Here is a 19,835-nt window from a genome sequence, read left to right on the forward strand (position 1 = left end):
TTTCTTAAGAATTAAATTAATTGATGCAAATCAATTAATATGCTGTAAAACATAAAAATCTGCCTTTTTTAGGTACAACCTATAAACAAAGGCCTTATTTTTGTGTTATAAAACATGTAAATGAAAGGATAACAAAATGAAAAGGTTAAAAAGATTGTTTAGAAAGTTCGGCGAAGCCGACGTACATGTTTGGGGATATTCAACAATTAATACTCTCCCGAACGAAGAAAAGTAGTTTTAGTTTTCAGGAATTAGTAATTTAAAAGGTTTAAAGATTATGGCAAAGAAAATGAGTTCTTTAGTAAGAAAAATCCTCAGTGAAGTAGGTCGCAACGAAATGCTTGCATGGGGGTACAGAATTGAGAAATGAGAAAAAGTGCATTAACTAAGTTTATAGTGGGGATACGTTATTGAAAACGATATCCCCACTTTTTGTTGCTTCATACATTCTGATTTCCTTGTCTTGTTTGCCCAAAAGTGATATGTATATGGAGCAAAGTTCCGATTTGTCTATGCAAAATCGCTCCGCGCTACTAGAATAAAAAAAATAAAATCATTTCTCATGTTCTCATAGCGGAATATATTCATTTGATTACCAGATACATAATGAATGAGAATTAAAATATTTACATGCATTTCTCATGGTTTATAGCTCTAAAATGCCTTTAAAGAAGGTATTTCTCATGCATTGTTTCGCATTTCTCATGATGCATATTATGCTTGTCCTTGTTTCAGGATACTAATATGCATAGGTCAATATAGCCGTAGTTTGTATGTTGAGTAGGCAGATGGCATATCTTTCACAACTGACATTATTGTGTTTTCCTGCCTTCATCCGTATTATTCCACTCCAGTGGACAGACCTGTGCACTCTAGTAGATAAAACTGTGCACTCTAGTGCACGAGCCTGTTCACTGGAGTGGAACGATAGAGATTCCTTATTGAAAATCTGTTGATTACAGTAGCATAATCTTTGATTGACAGTTAGTTGTAATGAAAATGAACGGTAGCTTTACTACAGTTCATTAAGCATTGATGATCAGGCTATGAGAATACTATTTTTGATGAATGAGAAATGCCGATAATAGTATGAGAAATGCATTGATTTAAGTGTATTTTCTTGATAAAACCATGAGAAATGCATGTAAATAATTTTATTCTCATTGTATATAATGCTTGTAATCAGATGAATATACTTTCCTATGAGAATATGAGAAATGATTTTGTTTTTTTATTCTAGAATATGGGAAGGCTGTAGACTGAATCAGTTCTGCGGATGTTGGAATCACATTCTTGCTGAATATCTACCAGAAAAGCGGAAATACCGTATGGATATAAGTAACAAAAAAGTTGATTTTGGCATTCTTACCACAAAGGTTAGTAGTAAGTATTTGGTAATTTTATCTGGGATCCTTGAAATCTTTAGCAAACATTGCTATCTTTGTATGTGTTATTATTTAAATAAAGTTGTTTGTCAATTAGTAAATATTGATATAGCCTATGGCAAATACCCTTCATATTAATACTAAAATAATGGAATTCGTTATTTTTGCCATTGAATGTGCAGCCCAAAAAATGAGAATTCCGGCTCCGCTTCTTTATAATCGTCTGGAGAAAGTAAATCTTATCCAACATTATTTGGTGGAAGGATATGATATGCTTCACACCCAAAGTAAGGAATACATTGCTGACACATTGATAGAGGCATTGGAAAATTGGGAAACTCACTATAATAATAAGGAAAAAGGAATATAAAGTATGAAAGTTTATCATGGAAGTACATTGGTGGTACAATATCCTTTGGCAGGAGTGGGGCGGGATAATCTTGATTTCGGAAAAGGATTTTATGTGACCGATATCTATAATCAGGCCAAACGTTGGGCATCTGTTATGATGCTGCGCCGTCCTGATAGTTCTGCCATGGTCAATGTATATGAATTGGATGTTGCCAGACTGTCTTCTGCTAATTATAAGTTGCTTCGTTTTGAGGGCTATAATAGTGAATGGCTTGACTTTATAGTTAGTAGCCGACAAGGAAAGAAACCATGGATTGGATATGATTTAGTAGAAGGTGGTGTAGCCAATGACCGCGTCTTTGATACGATAGAAAATTATATTGAAGGGCAGATTTCCAAAGATATAGCTTTGGGACGTTTACGTTATGAAAAACCTAACAATCAGCTCTGTATACTGAATCAGCAACTCATAGATGAATGTCTTTCTTTTGAAGAATGTATAATAATAAAATAGTAAAGGTTTATGATAGATGTATTAGTGTGGAATAAATATACCCGTATCGTGATGCAACTGGCAGAACGCCTGAACATCTCTCCGGAAAGGGCATTGAATCTATTCTATAATAGTAAGGTTTATTCTTTTTTACTCAACAAAGAATATCCGCTAATAACTATGAGTGATGATTATATCACTGATGAAATAATGCTTGAATTACAGCGGAAACAAGAGTAATAATTCTCAAAGGTTGAAATCTGTCGATATAGTTCCTGTGATATTCAATCAGAACGTTTGTTTTGTTTGTGTGGCATCCTTCTCCCATCGGGAAGGATGCTTTTTTATGTGAAAAAAGGTGATTGTTTAAACTTTATTTCTTTACTTTGTTATTTATACTGTGAGATTTATAGTGAACTTAAACTAGAAAGATTATGAAAATAAAGCAGATTTGCATGATGGTGCTGTTTGGGCTAGGAGTGATTCCTGCAGTGCAGGCACAAACTTTCGACAAATTATGGAAAGATGTAGAGCAGGCGCAAAAGAAGAGCTTGCCTAAAACGGTAATCAAATTGACTGATGAGATTTATCAGAAAGGAGAGAAAGAAAAGAACTCCGCCCAAATGCTGAAAGCCTATATATGGCGGATGAAAACTCAGGAGACTTTGACTCCCGACAGTTTCTATGTCGGTCTGAAAGGTCTGGAACAATGGGCAAAGCAGACAGACCAGCCGATGGACCGTGCAATATTACACTCTTTGATAGCAGATATCTATGCGAATTATGCTGCCAGCAACCAATGGCAACTCCGGCAAAGGACGGAAATCGTAGGGGAAACCCCTTCTGCCGATATGCGCGAATGGACAGCAAATATGTTCGTCGAGAAAGTACAGGCAAATATAAAGGAAGCGTTGGCTGACTCGGTATTGCTGCTCAAAACTTCCTCGCGGAATTATATCCCTTTTGTTGAATTGGGCGAGACGAGCGAATATTATCACCATGATATGTATCATCTGCTGGCTTCCCGTGGCATCGAATCTTTGAATCAGATAGAAAGACTGGCGCGGAACAACGGTTTCAATGAGAACACGCCTTCCCTTGTGAAGCAAGATATAATAAACATCTACGGAAGCATGATTGCCGCTTATAAAGCTGCCGGCCTGAAAGAAGGGTATATATTGACTGCGCTCAATTATTTGGAATGGAGACGCAATGCGGATAGGAGTTTTGTACCTTTCAAGGTACAGGAAGGACTTTTGGGATTGACGGAAGATACGTTTCTGACTGCGTTGAATACACTGAAAAGTAAGTTTGCGTCAGAACCCGTCACTGCGGAAGTCTATTTGGCGCAAGCCCGCTATGCCATCGAGAAACAACAGCAGCTCAATGCCTTGCAACTTTGTGACGAAGCGATTCGACTTTATCCGAATTATCGCAGGATAAATGCGCTGAAGAATCTTCGCGAGGAGATTTTGGCACCTTACTTGAACGTCAGGGCGGAAAGTCAGGCTTTCCCGAATGAAGAGATAAAGTTGAATGTTGCACATAAGAATCTGGATGGTTTCACCGTACGGTTGTATCAGGCGAAAAAACTGGTGAAGGAACAGCATTATTCGATTCTTCGTCCGGAGGACTACCGCTCGCAAGATACGGTATTCACTTTCAAGTCTCCCGACTTAGGCTCTTATATAATGCGTATCGTACCCGATATTCGTGCCAAGAGGGATAGCGAAAGCGCCTTTAACGTGACACGTTTCAAAGTGTTGACATGCCGCCTGCCTGAAAAGCAATATGAAGTGGCGACGCTGGACGGACAGACCGGGCATCCTATACCGAATGCGAAAGTCACGCTGTATAGCAATGACGAAAAAGTGTTGCAGGAGTTCACGACCGGAGAAGATGGTAAAGTCGTATTCCCTTGGAAATCCGAATACCGCTATCTGAAGGCATCGAAAGGCGCGGATACAGCGATGCCGCGACAGGGTATTTACGGCGGAAGTTTCGGATATTACGGTGATGAAAATAAAGTGACTGAAAGCATGACGCTGCTGACCGACCGTTCCCTGTATCGTCCGGGACAGACGGTATATGTGAAAGGGATTGCTTATATGCAGAAATCGGATACTGCCAATGTGCTGCCGAACAAGGATTATACAGTCGTTTTATTGGACGCAAACAATCAGGAAGTGGGACAAAAGTCTGTACGTACCAATGAATTCGGTTCATTTACCGCTGATTTTGCGTTACCTTCCGCCTGCCTGAACGGGATGTTCTCTTTAACGGCGGGGGATGGCAGGACGAGCATCCGTGTAGAGGATTATAAACGTCCGACATTTGATATCACTTTTGAGAAACAGACCGGAAGTTACAAACTCGGAGATGAAGTACAAGTGAAAGGTAAGATACAGTCTTATAGTGGTGTGCTGCTTCAAGACCTTCCGGTGAAATATACGGTGAAGCGTTCTACTTATAGTTTTTGGAGAATCTCGGAATCCACGCAGATTGCTTCAGGAGAAGTGATTGCCGACGCGAATGGGGAATTTACAATTCCGGTTCGCCTGGAAGAGAGTGACGCTTACAAGAATAATGATAAAGTCTATTACCGCTATTCCGTTGAAGCCACCGCTACCAATGTGGCGGGTGAGACGCAATCATCTACGGATGTGATTTCGGCGGGCAACCGTTCGTTGGTTTTGCAGGCGGAGTTGCAGGAAAAGACTTGTAAGGATAAGCCGTTCAGCATTGTGTTTAAGGCGCAGAACTTGAACGGACAGCCTGTGGAAGTGAAAGGAAATTATTATTTATATCCTGCCAAAGACCAGGATTTCAAACAACTGGAAGAGAAACCGGTTTTAACGGGGACATTTACTTCCAATGAGGAAATGACGCTCGACTGGAAGAATATCCCGTCGGGAGCTTATGTGCTGAAAGCATCGGTGAAAGATAATCAGGGAAAAGAAGTGACGGCAGATGCTAACACGGTGCTTTTCTCACGGGAAGACAAACGTCCGCCTGTGCAGTCTACCGTATGGTTCTATGCACCGAATACGGAATTTGATGCAACGCATCCGGCTGTGTTCTGTTTCGGAACTTCGGAAAAGGATGCTTATGTGATGATGAACGTATTCTGCGGTGATAAGCTGTTGGAAAGCAAGGCGCTGAATTTGTCCGATACGATTATGCGCTTTACCTATCCGTATCAGGAAAGTTATGGCGACGGTATCTTTGTGAACTTCTGTATGGTAAGAGACGGACAAGTTTGTCAGGAACAGGTTCAGGTGAAGAAGCGGTTGCCGGACAAGACGCTGGCGATGAAGTGGGAAGTGTTCCGTGATAAATTGCGTCCCGGACAGAAGGAAGAATGGAAACTGACGATTAAGACGCCGCAAGGACAAGCCGCCAATGCGGAGATGCTGGCAACGATGTATGATGCTTCACTGGATAAAATATGGAACCGCCGCCAGGATTTTCAGGTTTATTATAATCAGATACTTCCTTATTTTAATTGGATGAGCGAGTATGCCGGAAATAACTCGTTCAATTACTGGTGGAATAACAAGAATCTCAAAGTGCCTGCAATGTTGTATGACAGATTTGTCGTGCAGCCTGGATTCGGTGTTGAAGAATTGTTTGCGGTAACGAAAAATGCGGCAACATATGGTGCATCGGCGCAAGGAAGGATTATGATACGGGGAGTGGCGAGCCGGAGCGTGAAGAAAGAGATGTCTTCACCGGCTATAGTAACCGATGCTGTCCAAGATGTAGTGTTTGAATCAGAAATGATACCGGTAGAGGCTGGTAAAGCGGATACATTCTCCGAAGAGGAGACACTTCCCGAAGCCCCTGCCGACCTGCGTACAAATCTTGCCGAAACAGCCTTCTTCTATCCGCAACTCCGTACCAACGAGCAAGGAGAGATTTCTTTCTCATTCACCATGCCCGAAAGTCTGACACGTTGGAACTTCCGCGGATATTCTCATACAAAGGGAATGTTGACGGGGACATTGGACGGTGAAGCCACGACGAGCAAGGAATTTATGCTCACTCCCAATCTGCCGCGTTTCGTACGTGTAGGGGACAAAACTTCCATTGCAGCTTCTATCTCCAACATGACAGGTAAGCTGCAAGCAGGAACAGTAAGCATGATTCTTTTCGACCCGATGACGGAAAAGGTTATCAGTACGCAAAAGCAGAAATTCTCGATAGCTGCCGGAAAGACGATTGGTGTGAATTTCATGTTTACCGTAAGTGATAAATACGAAATACTGGGATGCCGGATGATAGCCGACAGCGGCACGTTCAGCGACGGGGAACAACAATTGCTTCCGGTGCTTAGTGACAAGGAACATCTGGTAGAGACGCTTCCGATGCCTGTACGCGGGGAAGAAACCCGTACTTTCTCACTCGATAGCCTGTTCAATCAGCACAGCAAGACGGCAACCGACCGTAAACTGACGATTGAATTTACCGGAAATCCAGCTTGGTATGCTATTCAGGCATTGCCCTCTTTGAGCCTTCCGGTCAATAATAATGCCATTTCGTGGGCTACTGCTTATTATGCGAATACATTGGCTTCATATATAATGAACAGCCGGCCACGTATCAAGGCAGTGTTCGATAGCTGGAAACTTCAAGGTGGTACAAAAGAGACATTCCTCAGCAATCTGCAAAAGAATCAGGAAGTGAAGAATATCCTCTTGTCAGAATCGCCATGGGTACTCGAAGCGCAGACCGAAGAACAACAGAAAGAGCGTATCGCTACGTTGTTCGACTTGAACAATATCCGCAGCAACAATATCGCTGCCTTGACAAGATTGCAGGAATTGCAGAATTCAAGCGGTGCATGGTCATGGTATAAAGGTATGAACGGTAGTAATTATGTTACTGCTTATATTGCGGAATTGAACGCCCGCCTTGCCTTGTTGACAGGTGAGAAGTTGAGCGGAACCGCGCTTACTTTGCAGACTAATGCGTTGAAGTATCTACACCGGTCGGCTTTGGAAGAATACAAGAATATTCTGAAAGAGCAGAAAAAAGGGACGAAGTTCACGGGAGTTTCGGGCAGTATCCTGCAATATCTGTATATTATCGCCATTTCCAGTGAACAGGTTCCTGCGGCCAATAAAGCGGCTTACGCTTATTATCTCTCCAAGGTAAAAGAACTGCTTCCGTCAGTTTCGATGGATACCAAGGCTATCGCTGCTATCGTGCTTGATAAGGCGGGACATAAGAAAGAGGCGCAGGAGTTTGTCGCATCCTTGAAAGAACATCTGACGAAAACGGACGAGCAGGGTATGTTCTTCGCTTTCAACGAGAATCCTTATATGTGGGGCGGTATGAAGATGCAGGCTCACGTAGACGTGATGGAGGCATTGGAATTGATGGGCGGCAACACGGAGACGGTAGAGGAAATGAAGCTCTGGTTGCTGAAGCAGAAACAGACGCAGCAGTGGAACTCTCCGGTGGCTACTGCCGATGCGGTATATGCGCTACTGATGAAAGGCACTAACCTGCTCGATAACCAGGGCGACGTACGTATCGTGATTGCTAATGAAGTGATGGAAACGGTTTCACCGAGCAAGACTACCGTTCCGGGACTTGGATACATCAAGCGTTCGTTTACGCAGAAAAATGTGGTGGACGCCCGCAAGATTGAAGTAGAAAAGAGAAATCCGGGTATTGTCTGGGGAGCTGTTTATGCGGAATACGAATCGCCTATAAGTGATGTGAAACAACAGGGCGGTGAGTTGAATGTAGAGAAACAATTGTATGTGGAACGTATGGTAAATAACGCCCCTCAATTACAACCTATAACAGCGAAGACAGTTCTCAAGGTAGGTGATAAAGTCGTTTCACGCTTGAGTATCCGCGTAGACCGTGCAATGGACTTCGTACAGTTGAAAGACCAGCGTGGAGCTTGCTTCGAACCTATCGGCAGCGTATCCGGTTATCGCTGGAACAACGGAATCGGTTATTATGTAGATATCAAGGATGCTTCCACCAACTTCTTCTTCGACCATCTTGGAAAAGGGGTATATGTGCTGGAATATAGTTACCGCGTGAGCCGTACAGGAACCTACGAAACGGGATTGGCGACCATGCAATGTGCCTATGCGCCAGAATATGCTTCACATTCCGCCTCAATGACGGTGGAAGTGAAATAATTATTTATTAACGGTGAACGTTTGGCGTTCACCGTTAATAATCCTTTCAATCCAATCAATATCTCATCTAAAACAGCTACATTTGTGCACCAAATATAAAATGTATCGCATGAAACGTAGTTTACTATCTATATTTTTTCTACTTACTGTCGCTTTGGCAGCCGTTGCCCAACCCCGTATCTCTTCGAATAAAGAGACACATAATTTTGGACAAATAGAGTGGAAACGCCCGGTGACAGTGGAATATACAATCACTAATACCGGTAACCAGCCGTTGGTCCTTACCAATGTCACTACTTCCTGTGCCTGCTCTGTAGCCGACTGGACGAAAGAACCGATTGCTCCGGGAGCGAAAGGGACGGTAAAGGCTTCTTTTGATGCGAAAGCATTGGGGCGTTTTGAAAAGTCGGTCGGGATATATAGCAATGCTACTCCGAATCTGGTTTATCTGAAGTTCACCGGAGAGGTGGTGCAGGAAGTGAAGGATTTTACAAAGATTCTTCCGTATGCTATCGGAAATATACGTTTGGACCGTGACGAGTTTGCTTTCACCGATGTATATCATGGTCAGAAACCTTCGTTGACTTTCAACATTGCCAACCTGTCTGACCGTCCGTACGAACCGGTATTGATGCATTTGCCGCCTTATCTCAAAATGGAAGCGGAACCGAAAGTTCTGTTGAAAGGAAAGAAAGGGACAGTCAAACTGACACTGGATGCCAGCCAGTTGAAAGATTACGGATTGACACAGACTTCGGTTTACCTTTCCCGTTTCGCCGGTGATAAGGTAAGCGAGGATAACGAAATACCTGTCTCGGCCATTCTTCTTCCCGATTTCTCGCGTATGACGGCTACAGATTCTCTGAATGCTCCTGCCATGCGTATTTCGGAAACGGATATCGACCTCAGCGTGCCGTTGATTAAGAAGAAAAAGGTAAGCTATGATATATTGATTGCTAATGCGGGAAAAACTCCGCTGATTATTAGCAAACTGCAAGTCTTTAATTCATCGGTAGGGGTGAGCCTGAAGAAAACGGTACTTCCACCGGATGGAATGACGAAGCTCAAAGTGACGATTCGCAAGCGTGATGTAGGTAATAAGAAACATCATTTACGTATTCTGATGATAACAAACGACCCGATGCGCCCGAAAGTCGAAATCAATATCAAACGCTAAATCTTATTGTCATGGAACATCCTGAAAATAGTGAAGAATACAAAGGGCTTGTTGTCAACAAAGGCATTGAGCAACCTTCGTCTGTGAATCCTTATTTGAAACGGAAACCTAAAAAACGCCAGCTTTCGGTAGCTGAGTTTGTGGAAGGTATAACAAAAGGTGATGTCACTATATTGAGTCAGGCTGTGACGTTGGTGGAAAGTGTGAAGCCTGAGCATCAGGCTATTGCTCAGGAAGTGATAGAGAAGTGTCTGCCTTATTCCGGCAATTCTATTCGGGTGGGTATCAGTGGCGTTCCCGGTGCGGGAAAGAGTACGTCGATAGATGTGTTCGGGTTGCATGTGCTCGAAAAAGGGGGGAAGTTGGCTGTATTGGCTATCGACCCGAGCAGTGAGCGCAGTAAAGGGAGTATCTTGGGAGACAAGACCCGTATGGAGCAGCTTTCCGTACATCCGAAGTCATTTATACGACCTAGCCCGTCAGCGGGTTCGTTGGGCGGCGTGGCACGCAAGACACGTGAGACGATTGTGCTTTGTGAAGCTGCCGGATTCGATAAGATTTTTGTGGAAACCGTCGGTGTGGGACAGAGTGAAACGGCTGTTCATTCGATGGTGGATTTCTTCCTGCTGATTCAACTGGCGGGGACGGGGGATGAATTGCAGGGTATCAAACGCGGTATTATGGAAATGGCGGACGGCATTGTGATAAATAAGGCGGACGGTGATAATCTGGAACGTGCAAAATTGGCCGCTACGCAATTCCGCAGCGCTTTGCATCTGTTTCCTGCACCCGAATCGGGATGGACGCCACAAGTACTGACCTATTCCGGTTTTTATAATATAGGTGTCAAGGAAGTGTGGGACATGGTATATGCGTATATTGACTTTGTAAAAGAGAACGGTTATTTTGAATACCGGCGCAACGAACAAAGCAAATATTGGATGTATGAAAGCATCAACGAGCAACTGCGCGACAGTTTCTATCATAACCCGAAGATTGAAGCGATGCTTCAGGAAAAGGAACGTCAGGTGCTGGGCGGCAACTTGACTTCATTCGTTGCCGCGAAGAGTTTGCTCGATACTTATTTTGAAGATTTGAAGTAAGAATACCGTAAAGCTTGGTGGCAGGAGTCGCTTGCTGAATAAACTTTTTATCTTTAAAATAGAGAAAATACGTTAAATTTTTTGTTTTCATGTAGGACTCTATGCCTTTTGCGTGTATTTATTATAAAGTGGAAAGCATAGATATAAATGCATGGCATAAATAATTGTTATCGAATTAAATACCTTATGAACAAAACCTTGTTAACCGGTCTTTTGTGTTGTACCCTGACAACACAAAGTTTTGCAGGCCAACCATTAGAGGGCTTCACGTATGCTTCGGTGAGTGCTCCGGCAGGAAATGAGTGGGAATCTCCCGAAAATCTGGCATTGAATAAGGAACAGCCGCATGCTTACTTCTTTTCATTCCAGAATTTGGAAAGTGCACGTAAAGTATTGCCAGAGAACAGTAAGTTCTGGCTATCGCTGGATGGTGACTGGAAGTTCCATTGGTCGTCTAATCCCGATGTCCGTCCGAAAGATTTTTATCAGACTGATTTTGATGTTACTTCGTGGGATGTAATTCCCGTGCCGTCCAGTTGGAATATTTATGGTATTCAGAAAGACGGAAGCCAGAAGTATGGAACGCCTGTTTATGTCAATCAACCGGTTATCTTCCAGCATAGTGTGAAGGTGGACGACTGGCGTGGGGGAGTGATGCGCACGCCGCCTGCCAACTGGACTACCTATAAAGACCGCAATGAAGTGGGCTCATTCCGCCGTGATTTTGATATACCGCAGGATTGGGACGGACGAGAAATCTTTATCAGTTTCGATGGGGTGGATTCTTTCTTCTATCTGTGGATTAACGGCAAGTATGTAGGTTTCTCCAAAAATTCACGCAATACCGCTAATTTTAATATCACCCCGTATCTGCAAAAAGGCAAGAACATGGTGGCTGCCGAAGTATATCGCAGCTCGGACGGCTCCTTTCTGGAAGCGCAGGATATGTTCCGTTTGCCGGGCATCTTCCGTACGGTAGCTTTGTATTCGGTGCCTAAAGTTCACTTCCGCGACTTGGTGGCTACTCCCGATTTGGATGCGGCTTATACGGACGGTTCTCTGACTATCAATGCCGATATTCGTAATTTGGATAAGAAAGCGGCCAAGAATTATAAAGTGTATTATTCTTTGTATGCCAACAAGCTCTACTCTGACGAGAATACGTTGGTGGATGGTATCTTGTCTCCTGTGATAGAAAAAATTGAACCGAACGAAACGGGCCGGATTCAGACGGTTTTTAACGTAAAAGCTCCGAATAAATGGTCGGCAGAGTTTCCGTATCGCTATACGTTGGTAGCCGAGCTGAAGGACAAGAAGAACAAGACGATTGAGACGGTTTCTACTATTGTGGGATTCCGTAAGGTGGAAATTAAGGATACGCCTGCATCGGCGGATGAATTCGGGCTTGCAGGACGTTACTACTATATCAATGGAAAAACTGTCAAGCTGAAAGGGGTAAACCGTCATGAATCCAATCCGGCAGTAGGACATGCCATCACCCGTGAGATGATGGAAAAAGAGATAATGCTGATGAAACGTGCGAATATCAACCATGTGCGTAATTCGCATTATCCCGATGATCCTTATTGGTATTTTTTGTGTAATAAATACGGAATTTATCTGGAAGATGAGGCGAATATCGAATCACATGAATATTATTATGGCGCTGCTTCCCTTTCTCATCCGGTGGAATGGAAGAACGCGCATGTAGCCCGTGTGATGGAGATGGTACACGCTAATGTGAATAATCCGTCTATCGTTATTTGGTCGTTGGGCAACGAAGCCGGGCCGGGTAAGAACTTTGTGGCTGCTTATGATGCGTTGAAGAAGTTTGATTTGTCCCGCCCCGTGCAGTATGAACGTAATAATGATATTGTGGATATGGGCTCTAACCAGTATCCGTCTATCGGTTGGGTACGCGGTGCGGTGAAGGGAAAATATGACATTAAGTATCCTTTCCATATTTCGGAATATGCTCATTCGATGGGTAATGCCTGTGGTAATCTGGTGGATTACTGGGATGCGATGGAGTCTACCAATTTCTTCTGTGGTGGCGCTATCTGGGATTGGGTAGACCAGTCTATGTATAATTATGATCCGAAGACGGGCACTCGCTACTTGGCTTATGGCGGTGACTTTGGGGATACTCCTAATGACGGTCAGTTTGTAATGAACGGCATTGTATTCGGTGATTTGGAGCCGAAACCGCAATATTATGAAGTGAAGAAAGTATATCAGAATATAGATGTAAAAGCGGTTAACCTTGAAAAAGGCATGTTCGAAGTCTTCAATAAGTATTATTTCAAGAACTTGGCGGATGATTATCAATTGGTGTGGTCATTGTACGAAGATGGAAAACCAGTGCAAACCGGTCAGCCGATGGATATTAATGTAGCACCCCGTCAACGTATGCAGGTTACGCTGCCTTACAACCAAACTCTTAAAAAGGATGCCGAATACTTTGTAAAAGTGCAGTTTGTCCTGAAAGACAAGATGCCTTGGGCTGCTAAGGATTTTGTGATGGCTGAAGAACAGATTCAAGTCAAAGCGGCTACCGACCGTCCGTCAATCAGCGAAGTGGCTGCTGGTTCAGAAGAACTGAAAAGCCTTGTTGACCCTAAAACAAGGAATGTTCAGATAACAGGAACAGGCTTCGAAGTGAATTTTGATTCACAGACCGGAAGCATCTATAACCTGACTTATGGCGGTGAAAAAGTAATAACAGACGGGAATGGCCCGAAATTGGATGCTCTCCGTGCTTTCACGAATAATGATAACTGGTTCTATCAGCCTTGGTTTGAACATGGCTTGCACAATTTGATTCATACAGTGAAGGAAGTAACGGTAGTCGGAAAAGATAATACCGTTATGGTGAGCTATACGGTAGAATCTCAAGCTCCGAACGGTGCACGCATCAAAGGCGGCACAAGCTCCGGTAAAAACAGCATTGAGGAACTGACAGACCGGAAGTTTGATAATAACGACTTTAAGTTTACTACCAATCAGATATGGACTGTTTATCAGGATGGTTCTATCGAGTTGCAGGCAAGCATTACTTCCAATCGTTCGAGTCTCGTTCTCCCTCGTTTGGGTTATATGGTGAAAATGCCGCAGCAATATGCAGACTTTACGTATTATGGCCGTGGCCCGATAGATAATTATGCCGACCGTAAGACAGGACAGTTCATCGAACAATATACCAATACCGTGGCCGGAGAGTTTGTGAACTTCCCGAAACCACAGGATATGGGTAACCATGAGGATGTCCGTTGGTGTGCATTGACCAATCAAGCCGGTAAGGGTGCTATCTTTATTGCTACCGACCGTCTGTCGGCTTCTGCTCTTCAGTATTCTGCTCTCGACCTGATTTTGGCTTCACATCCTTATCAGTTACCGAAAGCAAGTGATACTTATCTGCATTTGGATTGTGCGGTTACCGGATTGGGTGGAAACAGTTGCGGTCAGGGTGGCCCGCTCGTACAAGACCGTGTATTGGCAGACCAGCATAATATGGGCTTCATTATCCGTCCTGCGAATAAGGTGGATTTGACTGCTATTGCCAATGTCGCTCCTGCCGGTGAAATACCTCTTTCCATTATACGTGATCGTGCCGGTCGGGTGGAATTGAAGTCTGCAAGGAAGGATGCCGTGATTCTTTATTCACTGAATGGAGACAAGAAAGCGAACAGGTACACAACTCCTGTTCCGATGCGTGACGGGGGGACTATAAAGGCATGGTATGAACATGACCCGAGAGTAAACGCTACGATGACATTCGAAAAGATAGAAAGTATCCGTACGGAAGTGGTATATGCCAGTAGTCAGGAATCGGGCGATGGTGATGCTTCCAACCTGACGGATAATGACCCGAATACCATTTGGCATACCATGTATTCTGTTACGGTAGCCAAGTATCCGCATTGGGTGGATTTGGATGCGGGAGAAGTAAAGGAAATCAAAGGATTCACCTACCTGCCACGTCAGAATGGAAATAACGGTAATATTAAAGACTACTCCATTCAAGTCAGTATGGATGGAAAAGAATGGGGAACGCCTGTTAAGAAAGGAACCTTTACCAACAACTCAAAAGAAAAGAGAGTATTGTTCGACAAACCTGTCAAAGCACGCTATATCCGCTTTACTGCGTTGAGTTCGCAGAACGGGCAGGATTTTGCGTCGGGAGCAGAACTTACGATTCTGGCAAACTAAAAGGCTATTCGCAGCCATTTATCCTCTTATAAATAAAAATCCCCCACGCTACTGTTCAAGATAAATGTAGCGTGGGGGATTTCGTTAAAAAGGGAGTTTTGACAAACTCTCAGGTTTTATAATTCTTTCCCTATCTTCTCGAAATCTGCTCTCGACTTGCTTTGCGTCACAATATATACTCCAAGAAATACAAGTGCGATAGCCACTCCTTTCTGCCAGCCAAAACTACCGATTCCCATAATAATGGCGGCAATCGTAGCTACAATCGGTTGCATATAATTGTACATGCTGACAACCGTAGGACGAAGTAGTTTCTGCGCAGTCATAATGCAGAGATAGGCAAGAAAACTTCCCCCTAACACTACATAAAGCACTTGAATGATAGCGATAGTAGAAATAGAAGCCCATTGGATTGTGGAAATGTCGTAGTAAGAGAACGGTATATAGCACATGGAAGCATAAACGAACATCCACTTGTTGATGGTCACTGCCGAATATTGCTGAGTCAGTCCCTTGAATACGGTTAAATAAATGGAGAAACTGATTTGTGCAGTTAGGCAAAGCAAGTCGCCAATCAAACTTCCGTTGCCATTACTTCCCGCTTGGCTGCTCAGGATAAGAATAAGTGCTCCCATGGCGCCTACGAAAATTCCCAGTACTTTCTTGTTTGTAATCGGCTCTTTCAGATAAATAGCAGCTACAATCATGGTCACAATCGGTAAAGTCGTCGTAACAATCGAAGCGTCGATAGGTGAAGTCATTGACAGTCCGAAAATAAATACTCCTTGGTTGAATACTAAAGCGAATAGTGAAGCGAAGAATATTTTAAGCATATCCTGATGATTCACGTGTTCCTGCTTGCAAAATATAGAAAGTAACCAAAAAGCGGCTGCTGCACCCACCATACGAAAAGTTGTAACGGAAAGGGCGGAAAACTCTTGGAGGGCAGACTTGCCGATAGGTGCCATCAGCCCCCACATGACGTTTGCTGTAAGTGCAAATAGGTGACCGTACAAATTCTTACTTTTGTTCATGTTGATAAGATTTAGTTTGCGATATGTTTTCTTAATAAAAATAACATCTGAAAAGAGAAAACGGCTACAAAGGTAGTTTTTTATTCTTGTATTTTCAGAATTTGATGAGTTTACTAGCAACTTTGTCATATGATTTATTTATATTTGCCTTGATTAATACTGAATATTATGGAACAACAGGCCAATTATATCCGTCGTATCGAAATCCACGGACTATGGGAACGCTTTAATATAGGATGGGATTTGCGTCCCGATGTGAACATTCTTTCCGGCATCAACGGAGTGGGGAAGACCACCATTCTGAACCGTTCCGTCGGCTATCTCGAAGAACTTTACGGTGAAATGAAAAGTGACGAAAAGAACGGAGTACGTCTTTTCTTTGACAATCCCGAAGCAACCTATATCCCCTACGACGTTATCCGGAGCTACGACCGTCCCCTGATGATGGGAGACTTCACCGCCCGCATGGCCGATAAGAACGTAAAGTCCGAACTGGACTGGCAACTCTATCTACTGCAACGCCGCTACCTCGACTATCAGGTCAACATCGGCAACAAAATGATAGAAATGCTTTCCAGTGACGATGAAGAAGAACGTCGCAGGGCTGCTACCCTGTCCATAGCCAAACGCCGTTTTCAGGATATGATTGACGAACTTTTCAGTTACACCCGCAAGAAGATAGACCGCAAACGGAACGACATCGCCTTCTATCAGGACGGCGAACTGCTGTTTCCCTACAAACTTTCTTCCGGCGAAAAGCAAATGCTCGTCATCCTGCTCACCGTACTCGTGCAGGACAACAGCCATTGTGTACTCTTTATGGACGAACCGGAAGCCTCTCTTCATATAGAATGGCAACAGAAGTTGATTGCCATGATACGTGAACTGAATCCGAACGTACAGATAATCCTGACCACCCATTCACCTGCTGTCATCATGGAAGGCTGGCTGGATGCCGTGACGGAAGTAAGTGATATTTCAACGGAAGCGAACGGATTTAAAGTACCCCCGCTCATTAACCATTAGTCACTAATCACTAATCACTAAACCATTAATCATTAATCACTAAACCGTTAATCACTATCTACATGGCAAAATCACTACGAGATAACCTGACTTCTTCATACTTCAACGCAGCCCATAAACTCTACCCGAAGAAAGCCCGCCGTCGCATCATAGCATACGTAGAAAGCTATGACGACATCGCTTTCTGGCGTACCCTGCTCGAAGAGTTTGAAGATGACGAGCACTATTTCCAGGTGATGCTCCCTTCCGCCAACTCCCTCGCGAAAGGGAAAAAGATGGTTCTCATGAACACGCTGAACACAGCCGAACTGGGAAGAAGCCTGATAGCCTGCGTAGACAGCGATTATGACTTCCTGTTGCAGGGAGCCACCAATACTTCCCGCAAAATCAACCGGAACAGATACATATTCCAAACCTATACATACGCCATTGAAAACTACCATTGTTTTGCCGAAAGCTTGCATGAAGTATGCGTACAAGCTACATTGAACGACCGCTTCATCTTTGATTTCAATGCCTACCTGAAACGGTATTCCGAAATTGTATATCCTCTTTTCCTGTGGAACGTGTGGTTCTACCGCCAACGGGATACCTATACTTTCCCAATGTACGACTTCCACACCTATACTGCCTTGCGGGAGATAAGTATCAAGCATCCTGAAAAGAGCCTGGAAGATTTGCAGCGGCGCGTCAACCAAAAACTGTCGGAACTGAAAAAGCGTTTCTCCCGTATCATCAACCAAGTGAATGCGCTGGGTAATGAATTGAGAGAATTGGGGTTGATGCCGGAAACCACCTATTTATATATGCAGGGACACCATGTCATGGATAGCGTGGTCATGAAACTTCTGATTCCCGTATGTACGGTGCTGCGTCGGGAACGTGAACAGGAAATCAAACGATTGGCCGAACATAGTGAACAATTCAAGAATGAACTGACTTGCTATCAGAACAGTCAGGTGAATGTGGAAATCATGCTGAAGAAGAACGTAGCTTACAAACGGCTGTTCCACTATGACTGGCTGAGACAAGATATACATGAGTATTTAGAAAAAGGGAAAGAAAACTAAAAAGAAAAAGAGAGAAAACAGCTTATGGAAGAAGTAATAAATGCAGTGCCTGTTGCACTGGTGGATGGAGAGACGCAAGATATCGGTAATGCAATGATGCAAGGCGTGAACGATACCTTGTTGTCAATGGGTGTGGATGAAGTGTGGGCGGATAAGATTGATAACTTTATCATATTACTGATTATCATTGGTGTAGCTCTGTTGGCTAACCTGATTTGCCGTAAGATTATCCTGCGCACGGTATCCAGGCTGGTGAAACAAACGAAAGCCACTTGGGACGACATTGTATTTAATGACAAAGTAATGGCGAATGTCAGCCGGATGGTCGCACCGATATTAATCTATATTGCCATTCCTATCGCATTCCCCGAACATGCGGATTCCTCCTTGCTCGATTTTCTTCGCCGGCTCTGCCTGATTTACATACTTGCCGTATTCCTTCGTTTCGTGAGTGCCTTATGTACTGCCATTTATCTGGTGTACAGCGCACGCGAGCAGTATAAGGACAAACCCCTGAAAGGGCTTCTTCAGACAGCACAAGTGATTCTATTCTTTATAGGAGCTATTATCATCATCAGTATCCTGATAAAGCAAAGTCCTGTGGTGCTATTGACCGGACTTGGAGCTTCTGCTGCCGTGCTGATGCTGGTTTTTAAAGACAGTATCATGGGCTTTGTCTCCGGTATCCAGCTTTCCGCCAACAATATGTTGAAAGTAGGGGATTGGATTACGATGCCGAAATACGGTGCTGACGGCACAGTGATAGAAGTAACTTTGAATACTGTGAAAGTACGTAATTTCGACAATACCATTACCACTATTCCGCCTTACTTGTTGGTCAGCGACTCTTTCCAGAACTGGCAGGGGATGCAGGAATCCGGTGGCCGCCGTGTGAAGCGTTCCATCAATATAGACATGACCAGCGTACGCTTCTGCACACCGGAAATGCTGGCAAAGTACCGGAAGATACAAATATTGAAAGACTATGTGGACGAAACGGAGAAAGTGGTGGAACAATATAACAAGGAACACGATATTGACAATTCAATACTGGTGAACGGCCGCCGGCAGACCAATCTGGGAGTTTTCCGCGCCTATCTTACCAATTATCTGAAGAACCTGCCCACCGTCAATCAGGACATGACTTGTATGGTGCGTCAGCTCCAGCCTACCGAAACCGGTATTCCGTTAGAACTTTATTTCTTCTCCGCCAATAAAGTCTGGGTGGCGTATGAAGGCATACAGGCGGATGTTTTTGACCATGTACTTGCCATCATCCCCGAGTTTGACTTACAGGTATTCCAAAATCCTTCGGGAGCGGATTTGCGCCGGATAGGCGTAAAGATAGAGAACTGACAAGCACGATAAGAACAAGCGATAGTCCGATAAAATCATAATAAACTACTTATGTCATGAACACACCGTTACCTAACCAAATTATCCGTGAGATAACTCCTTTTACATTGCGGAACGCTATAAGACTGAATTCACTTATCCCATCCACAACCATTCCGAGTTTGAATTGAACTTCACGGAGAAAGCGGCGGGAGTAAGGCGGGTGGTAGGAGATTCATCCGAGATAATAGGCGACTACGTCGCCTAAAGAATTCCGTGAGAATTACCGAAAGAAGAAAAAGCTTATCTAGTGCATTCCTGCGAAACGTTTATAGGGTTAGGAACCAGTGCAATAGAGTTTCCTATAGTTTCCTTGTATGGAAACGCCCGTATCCCGTAATGGATACAGGCGGGGCTGACTAAAAAGTCCCCACCGAAAAAAAAGTTCTCTCTATCCGCTGATATGAGAGAACTTTTATGTATATTTA

The 19,835-nt window shown here is 43.8% G+C and carries 10 protein-coding genes and 2 pseudogenes; 11 read left to right on the plus strand and 1 reads right to left on the minus strand.

Translation table 11 applies throughout. The features are described 5' to 3' along the window. Positions 1-1,533: 1,533 nt before the first annotated feature. The 7 genes and pseudogenes from NSB03_RS11880 (at position 1,534) to NSB03_RS11910 (ending at position 14,882) form a co-directional block, all read left to right on the plus strand. Positions 1,534-1,755: a DUF3791 domain-containing protein gene (locus tag NSB03_RS11880; RefSeq protein ID WP_228099336.1), complete on the plus strand. Its 222-nt coding sequence runs from the start codon at positions 1,534-1,536 to the stop codon at positions 1,753-1,755. A gap of 3 nt (positions 1,756-1,758) precedes the next feature. Continuing rightward, positions 1,759-2,250 (plus strand): DUF3990 domain-containing protein, encoded by a 492-nt coding sequence (locus NSB03_RS11885; protein ID WP_022139845.1) that lies wholly within the window; start codon positions 1,759-1,761, stop codon positions 2,248-2,250. 9 nt (positions 2,251-2,259) lie between these two features. Beyond that, positions 2,260-2,469: a DUF3791 domain-containing protein gene (locus NSB03_RS11890; protein WP_022139844.1), complete on the plus strand. Its 210-nt coding sequence runs from the start codon at positions 2,260-2,262 to the stop codon at positions 2,467-2,469. Between the two features lie 854 nt (positions 2,470-3,323). Continuing rightward, positions 3,324-8,393 (plus strand): annotated as a pseudogene (locus NSB03_RS11895) (alpha-2-macroglobulin family protein); the annotation flags it as partial. Positions 8,394-8,502: 109 nt separating this feature from the next. Continuing rightward, entirely contained in the window at positions 8,503-9,570 is a 1,068-nt protein-coding gene (locus tag NSB03_RS11900; protein ID WP_121765227.1) for a DUF1573 domain-containing protein, read from the plus strand. An 11-nt stretch (positions 9,571-9,581) separates the two neighbouring features. After that, positions 9,582-10,673 (plus strand): methylmalonyl Co-A mutase-associated GTPase MeaB, encoded by a 1,092-nt coding sequence (gene meaB / locus NSB03_RS11905; protein ID WP_024987351.1) that lies wholly within the window; start codon positions 9,582-9,584, stop codon positions 10,671-10,673. 186 nt (positions 10,674-10,859) lie between these two features. Further along, positions 10,860-14,882 (plus strand): glycoside hydrolase family 2 TIM barrel-domain containing protein, encoded by a 4,023-nt coding sequence (locus tag NSB03_RS11910; protein WP_135034939.1) that lies wholly within the window; start codon positions 10,860-10,862, stop codon positions 14,880-14,882. 116 nt (positions 14,883-14,998) lie between these two features. Here the strand turns inward: NSB03_RS11910 and NSB03_RS11915 are convergent, their stop codons facing one another. Beyond that, complete coding sequence (locus NSB03_RS11915) at positions 14,999-15,916, minus strand: DMT family transporter (RefSeq protein WP_024987350.1); 918 nt, start codon at positions 15,914-15,916, stop codon at positions 14,999-15,001. 168 nt (positions 15,917-16,084) lie between these two features. Between NSB03_RS11915 and NSB03_RS11920 the strand changes: the two genes are divergently transcribed. The 4 genes and pseudogenes from NSB03_RS11920 to NSB03_RS11935 all read left to right on the plus strand — a co-directional run. Next, the gene (locus NSB03_RS11920) at positions 16,085-16,942 is read left to right on the plus strand and encodes an AAA family ATPase (RefSeq protein ID WP_024987349.1); all 858 of its coding nucleotides are present in this window, start codon (positions 16,085-16,087) and stop codon (positions 16,940-16,942) included. Between the two features lie 62 nt (positions 16,943-17,004). Next, positions 17,005-18,012 (plus strand): DUF4435 domain-containing protein, encoded by a 1,008-nt coding sequence (locus tag NSB03_RS11925; protein ID WP_024987348.1) that lies wholly within the window; start codon positions 17,005-17,007, stop codon positions 18,010-18,012. 24 nt (positions 18,013-18,036) lie between these two features. After that, positions 18,037-19,368 (plus strand): mechanosensitive ion channel family protein, encoded by a 1,332-nt coding sequence (locus NSB03_RS11930; RefSeq protein WP_024987347.1) that lies wholly within the window; start codon positions 18,037-18,039, stop codon positions 19,366-19,368. Between the two features lie 100 nt (positions 19,369-19,468). Further along, positions 19,469-19,606: pseudogene (locus tag NSB03_RS11935) on the plus strand (cupin domain-containing protein); the annotation flags it as partial. Positions 19,607-19,835 lie beyond the last annotated feature (229 nt).

This window comes from Bacteroides acidifaciens (assembly GCF_024623065.1).
In the GTDB taxonomy this organism is placed as follows: Bacteria; Bacteroidota; Bacteroidia; order Bacteroidales; family Bacteroidaceae; genus Bacteroides; species Bacteroides acidifaciens.

What these genes read in the sequence shown, in the direction of transcription:
- NSB03_RS11880 (WP_228099336.1), top strand. Translation starts at nt 1,534, where the DNA reads ATGGAATTCGTTATTTTTGCCATTGAATGTGCAGCCCAAAAAATGAGA.
- NSB03_RS11885 (WP_022139845.1), top strand. Translation starts at nt 1,759, where the DNA reads ATGAAAGTTTATCATGGAAGTACATTGGTGGTACAATATCCTTTGGCA.
- NSB03_RS11890 (WP_022139844.1), top strand. Translation starts at nt 2,260, where the DNA reads ATGATAGATGTATTAGTGTGGAATAAATATACCCGTATCGTGATGCAA.
- NSB03_RS11900 (WP_121765227.1), top strand. Translation starts at nt 8,503, where the DNA reads ATGAAACGTAGTTTACTATCTATATTTTTTCTACTTACTGTCGCTTTG.
- meaB (WP_024987351.1), top strand. Translation starts at nt 9,582, where the DNA reads ATGGAACATCCTGAAAATAGTGAAGAATACAAAGGGCTTGTTGTCAAC.
- NSB03_RS11910 (WP_135034939.1), top strand. Translation starts at nt 10,860, where the DNA reads ATGAACAAAACCTTGTTAACCGGTCTTTTGTGTTGTACCCTGACAACA.
- NSB03_RS11915 (WP_024987350.1), bottom strand. Translation starts at nt 15,916, where the DNA reads ATGAACAAAAGTAAGAATTTGTACGGTCACCTATTTGCACTTACAGCA.
- NSB03_RS11920 (WP_024987349.1), top strand. Translation starts at nt 16,085, where the DNA reads ATGGAACAACAGGCCAATTATATCCGTCGTATCGAAATCCACGGACTA.
- NSB03_RS11925 (WP_024987348.1), top strand. Translation starts at nt 17,005, where the DNA reads ATGGCAAAATCACTACGAGATAACCTGACTTCTTCATACTTCAACGCA.
- NSB03_RS11930 (WP_024987347.1), top strand. Translation starts at nt 18,037, where the DNA reads ATGGAAGAAGTAATAAATGCAGTGCCTGTTGCACTGGTGGATGGAGAG.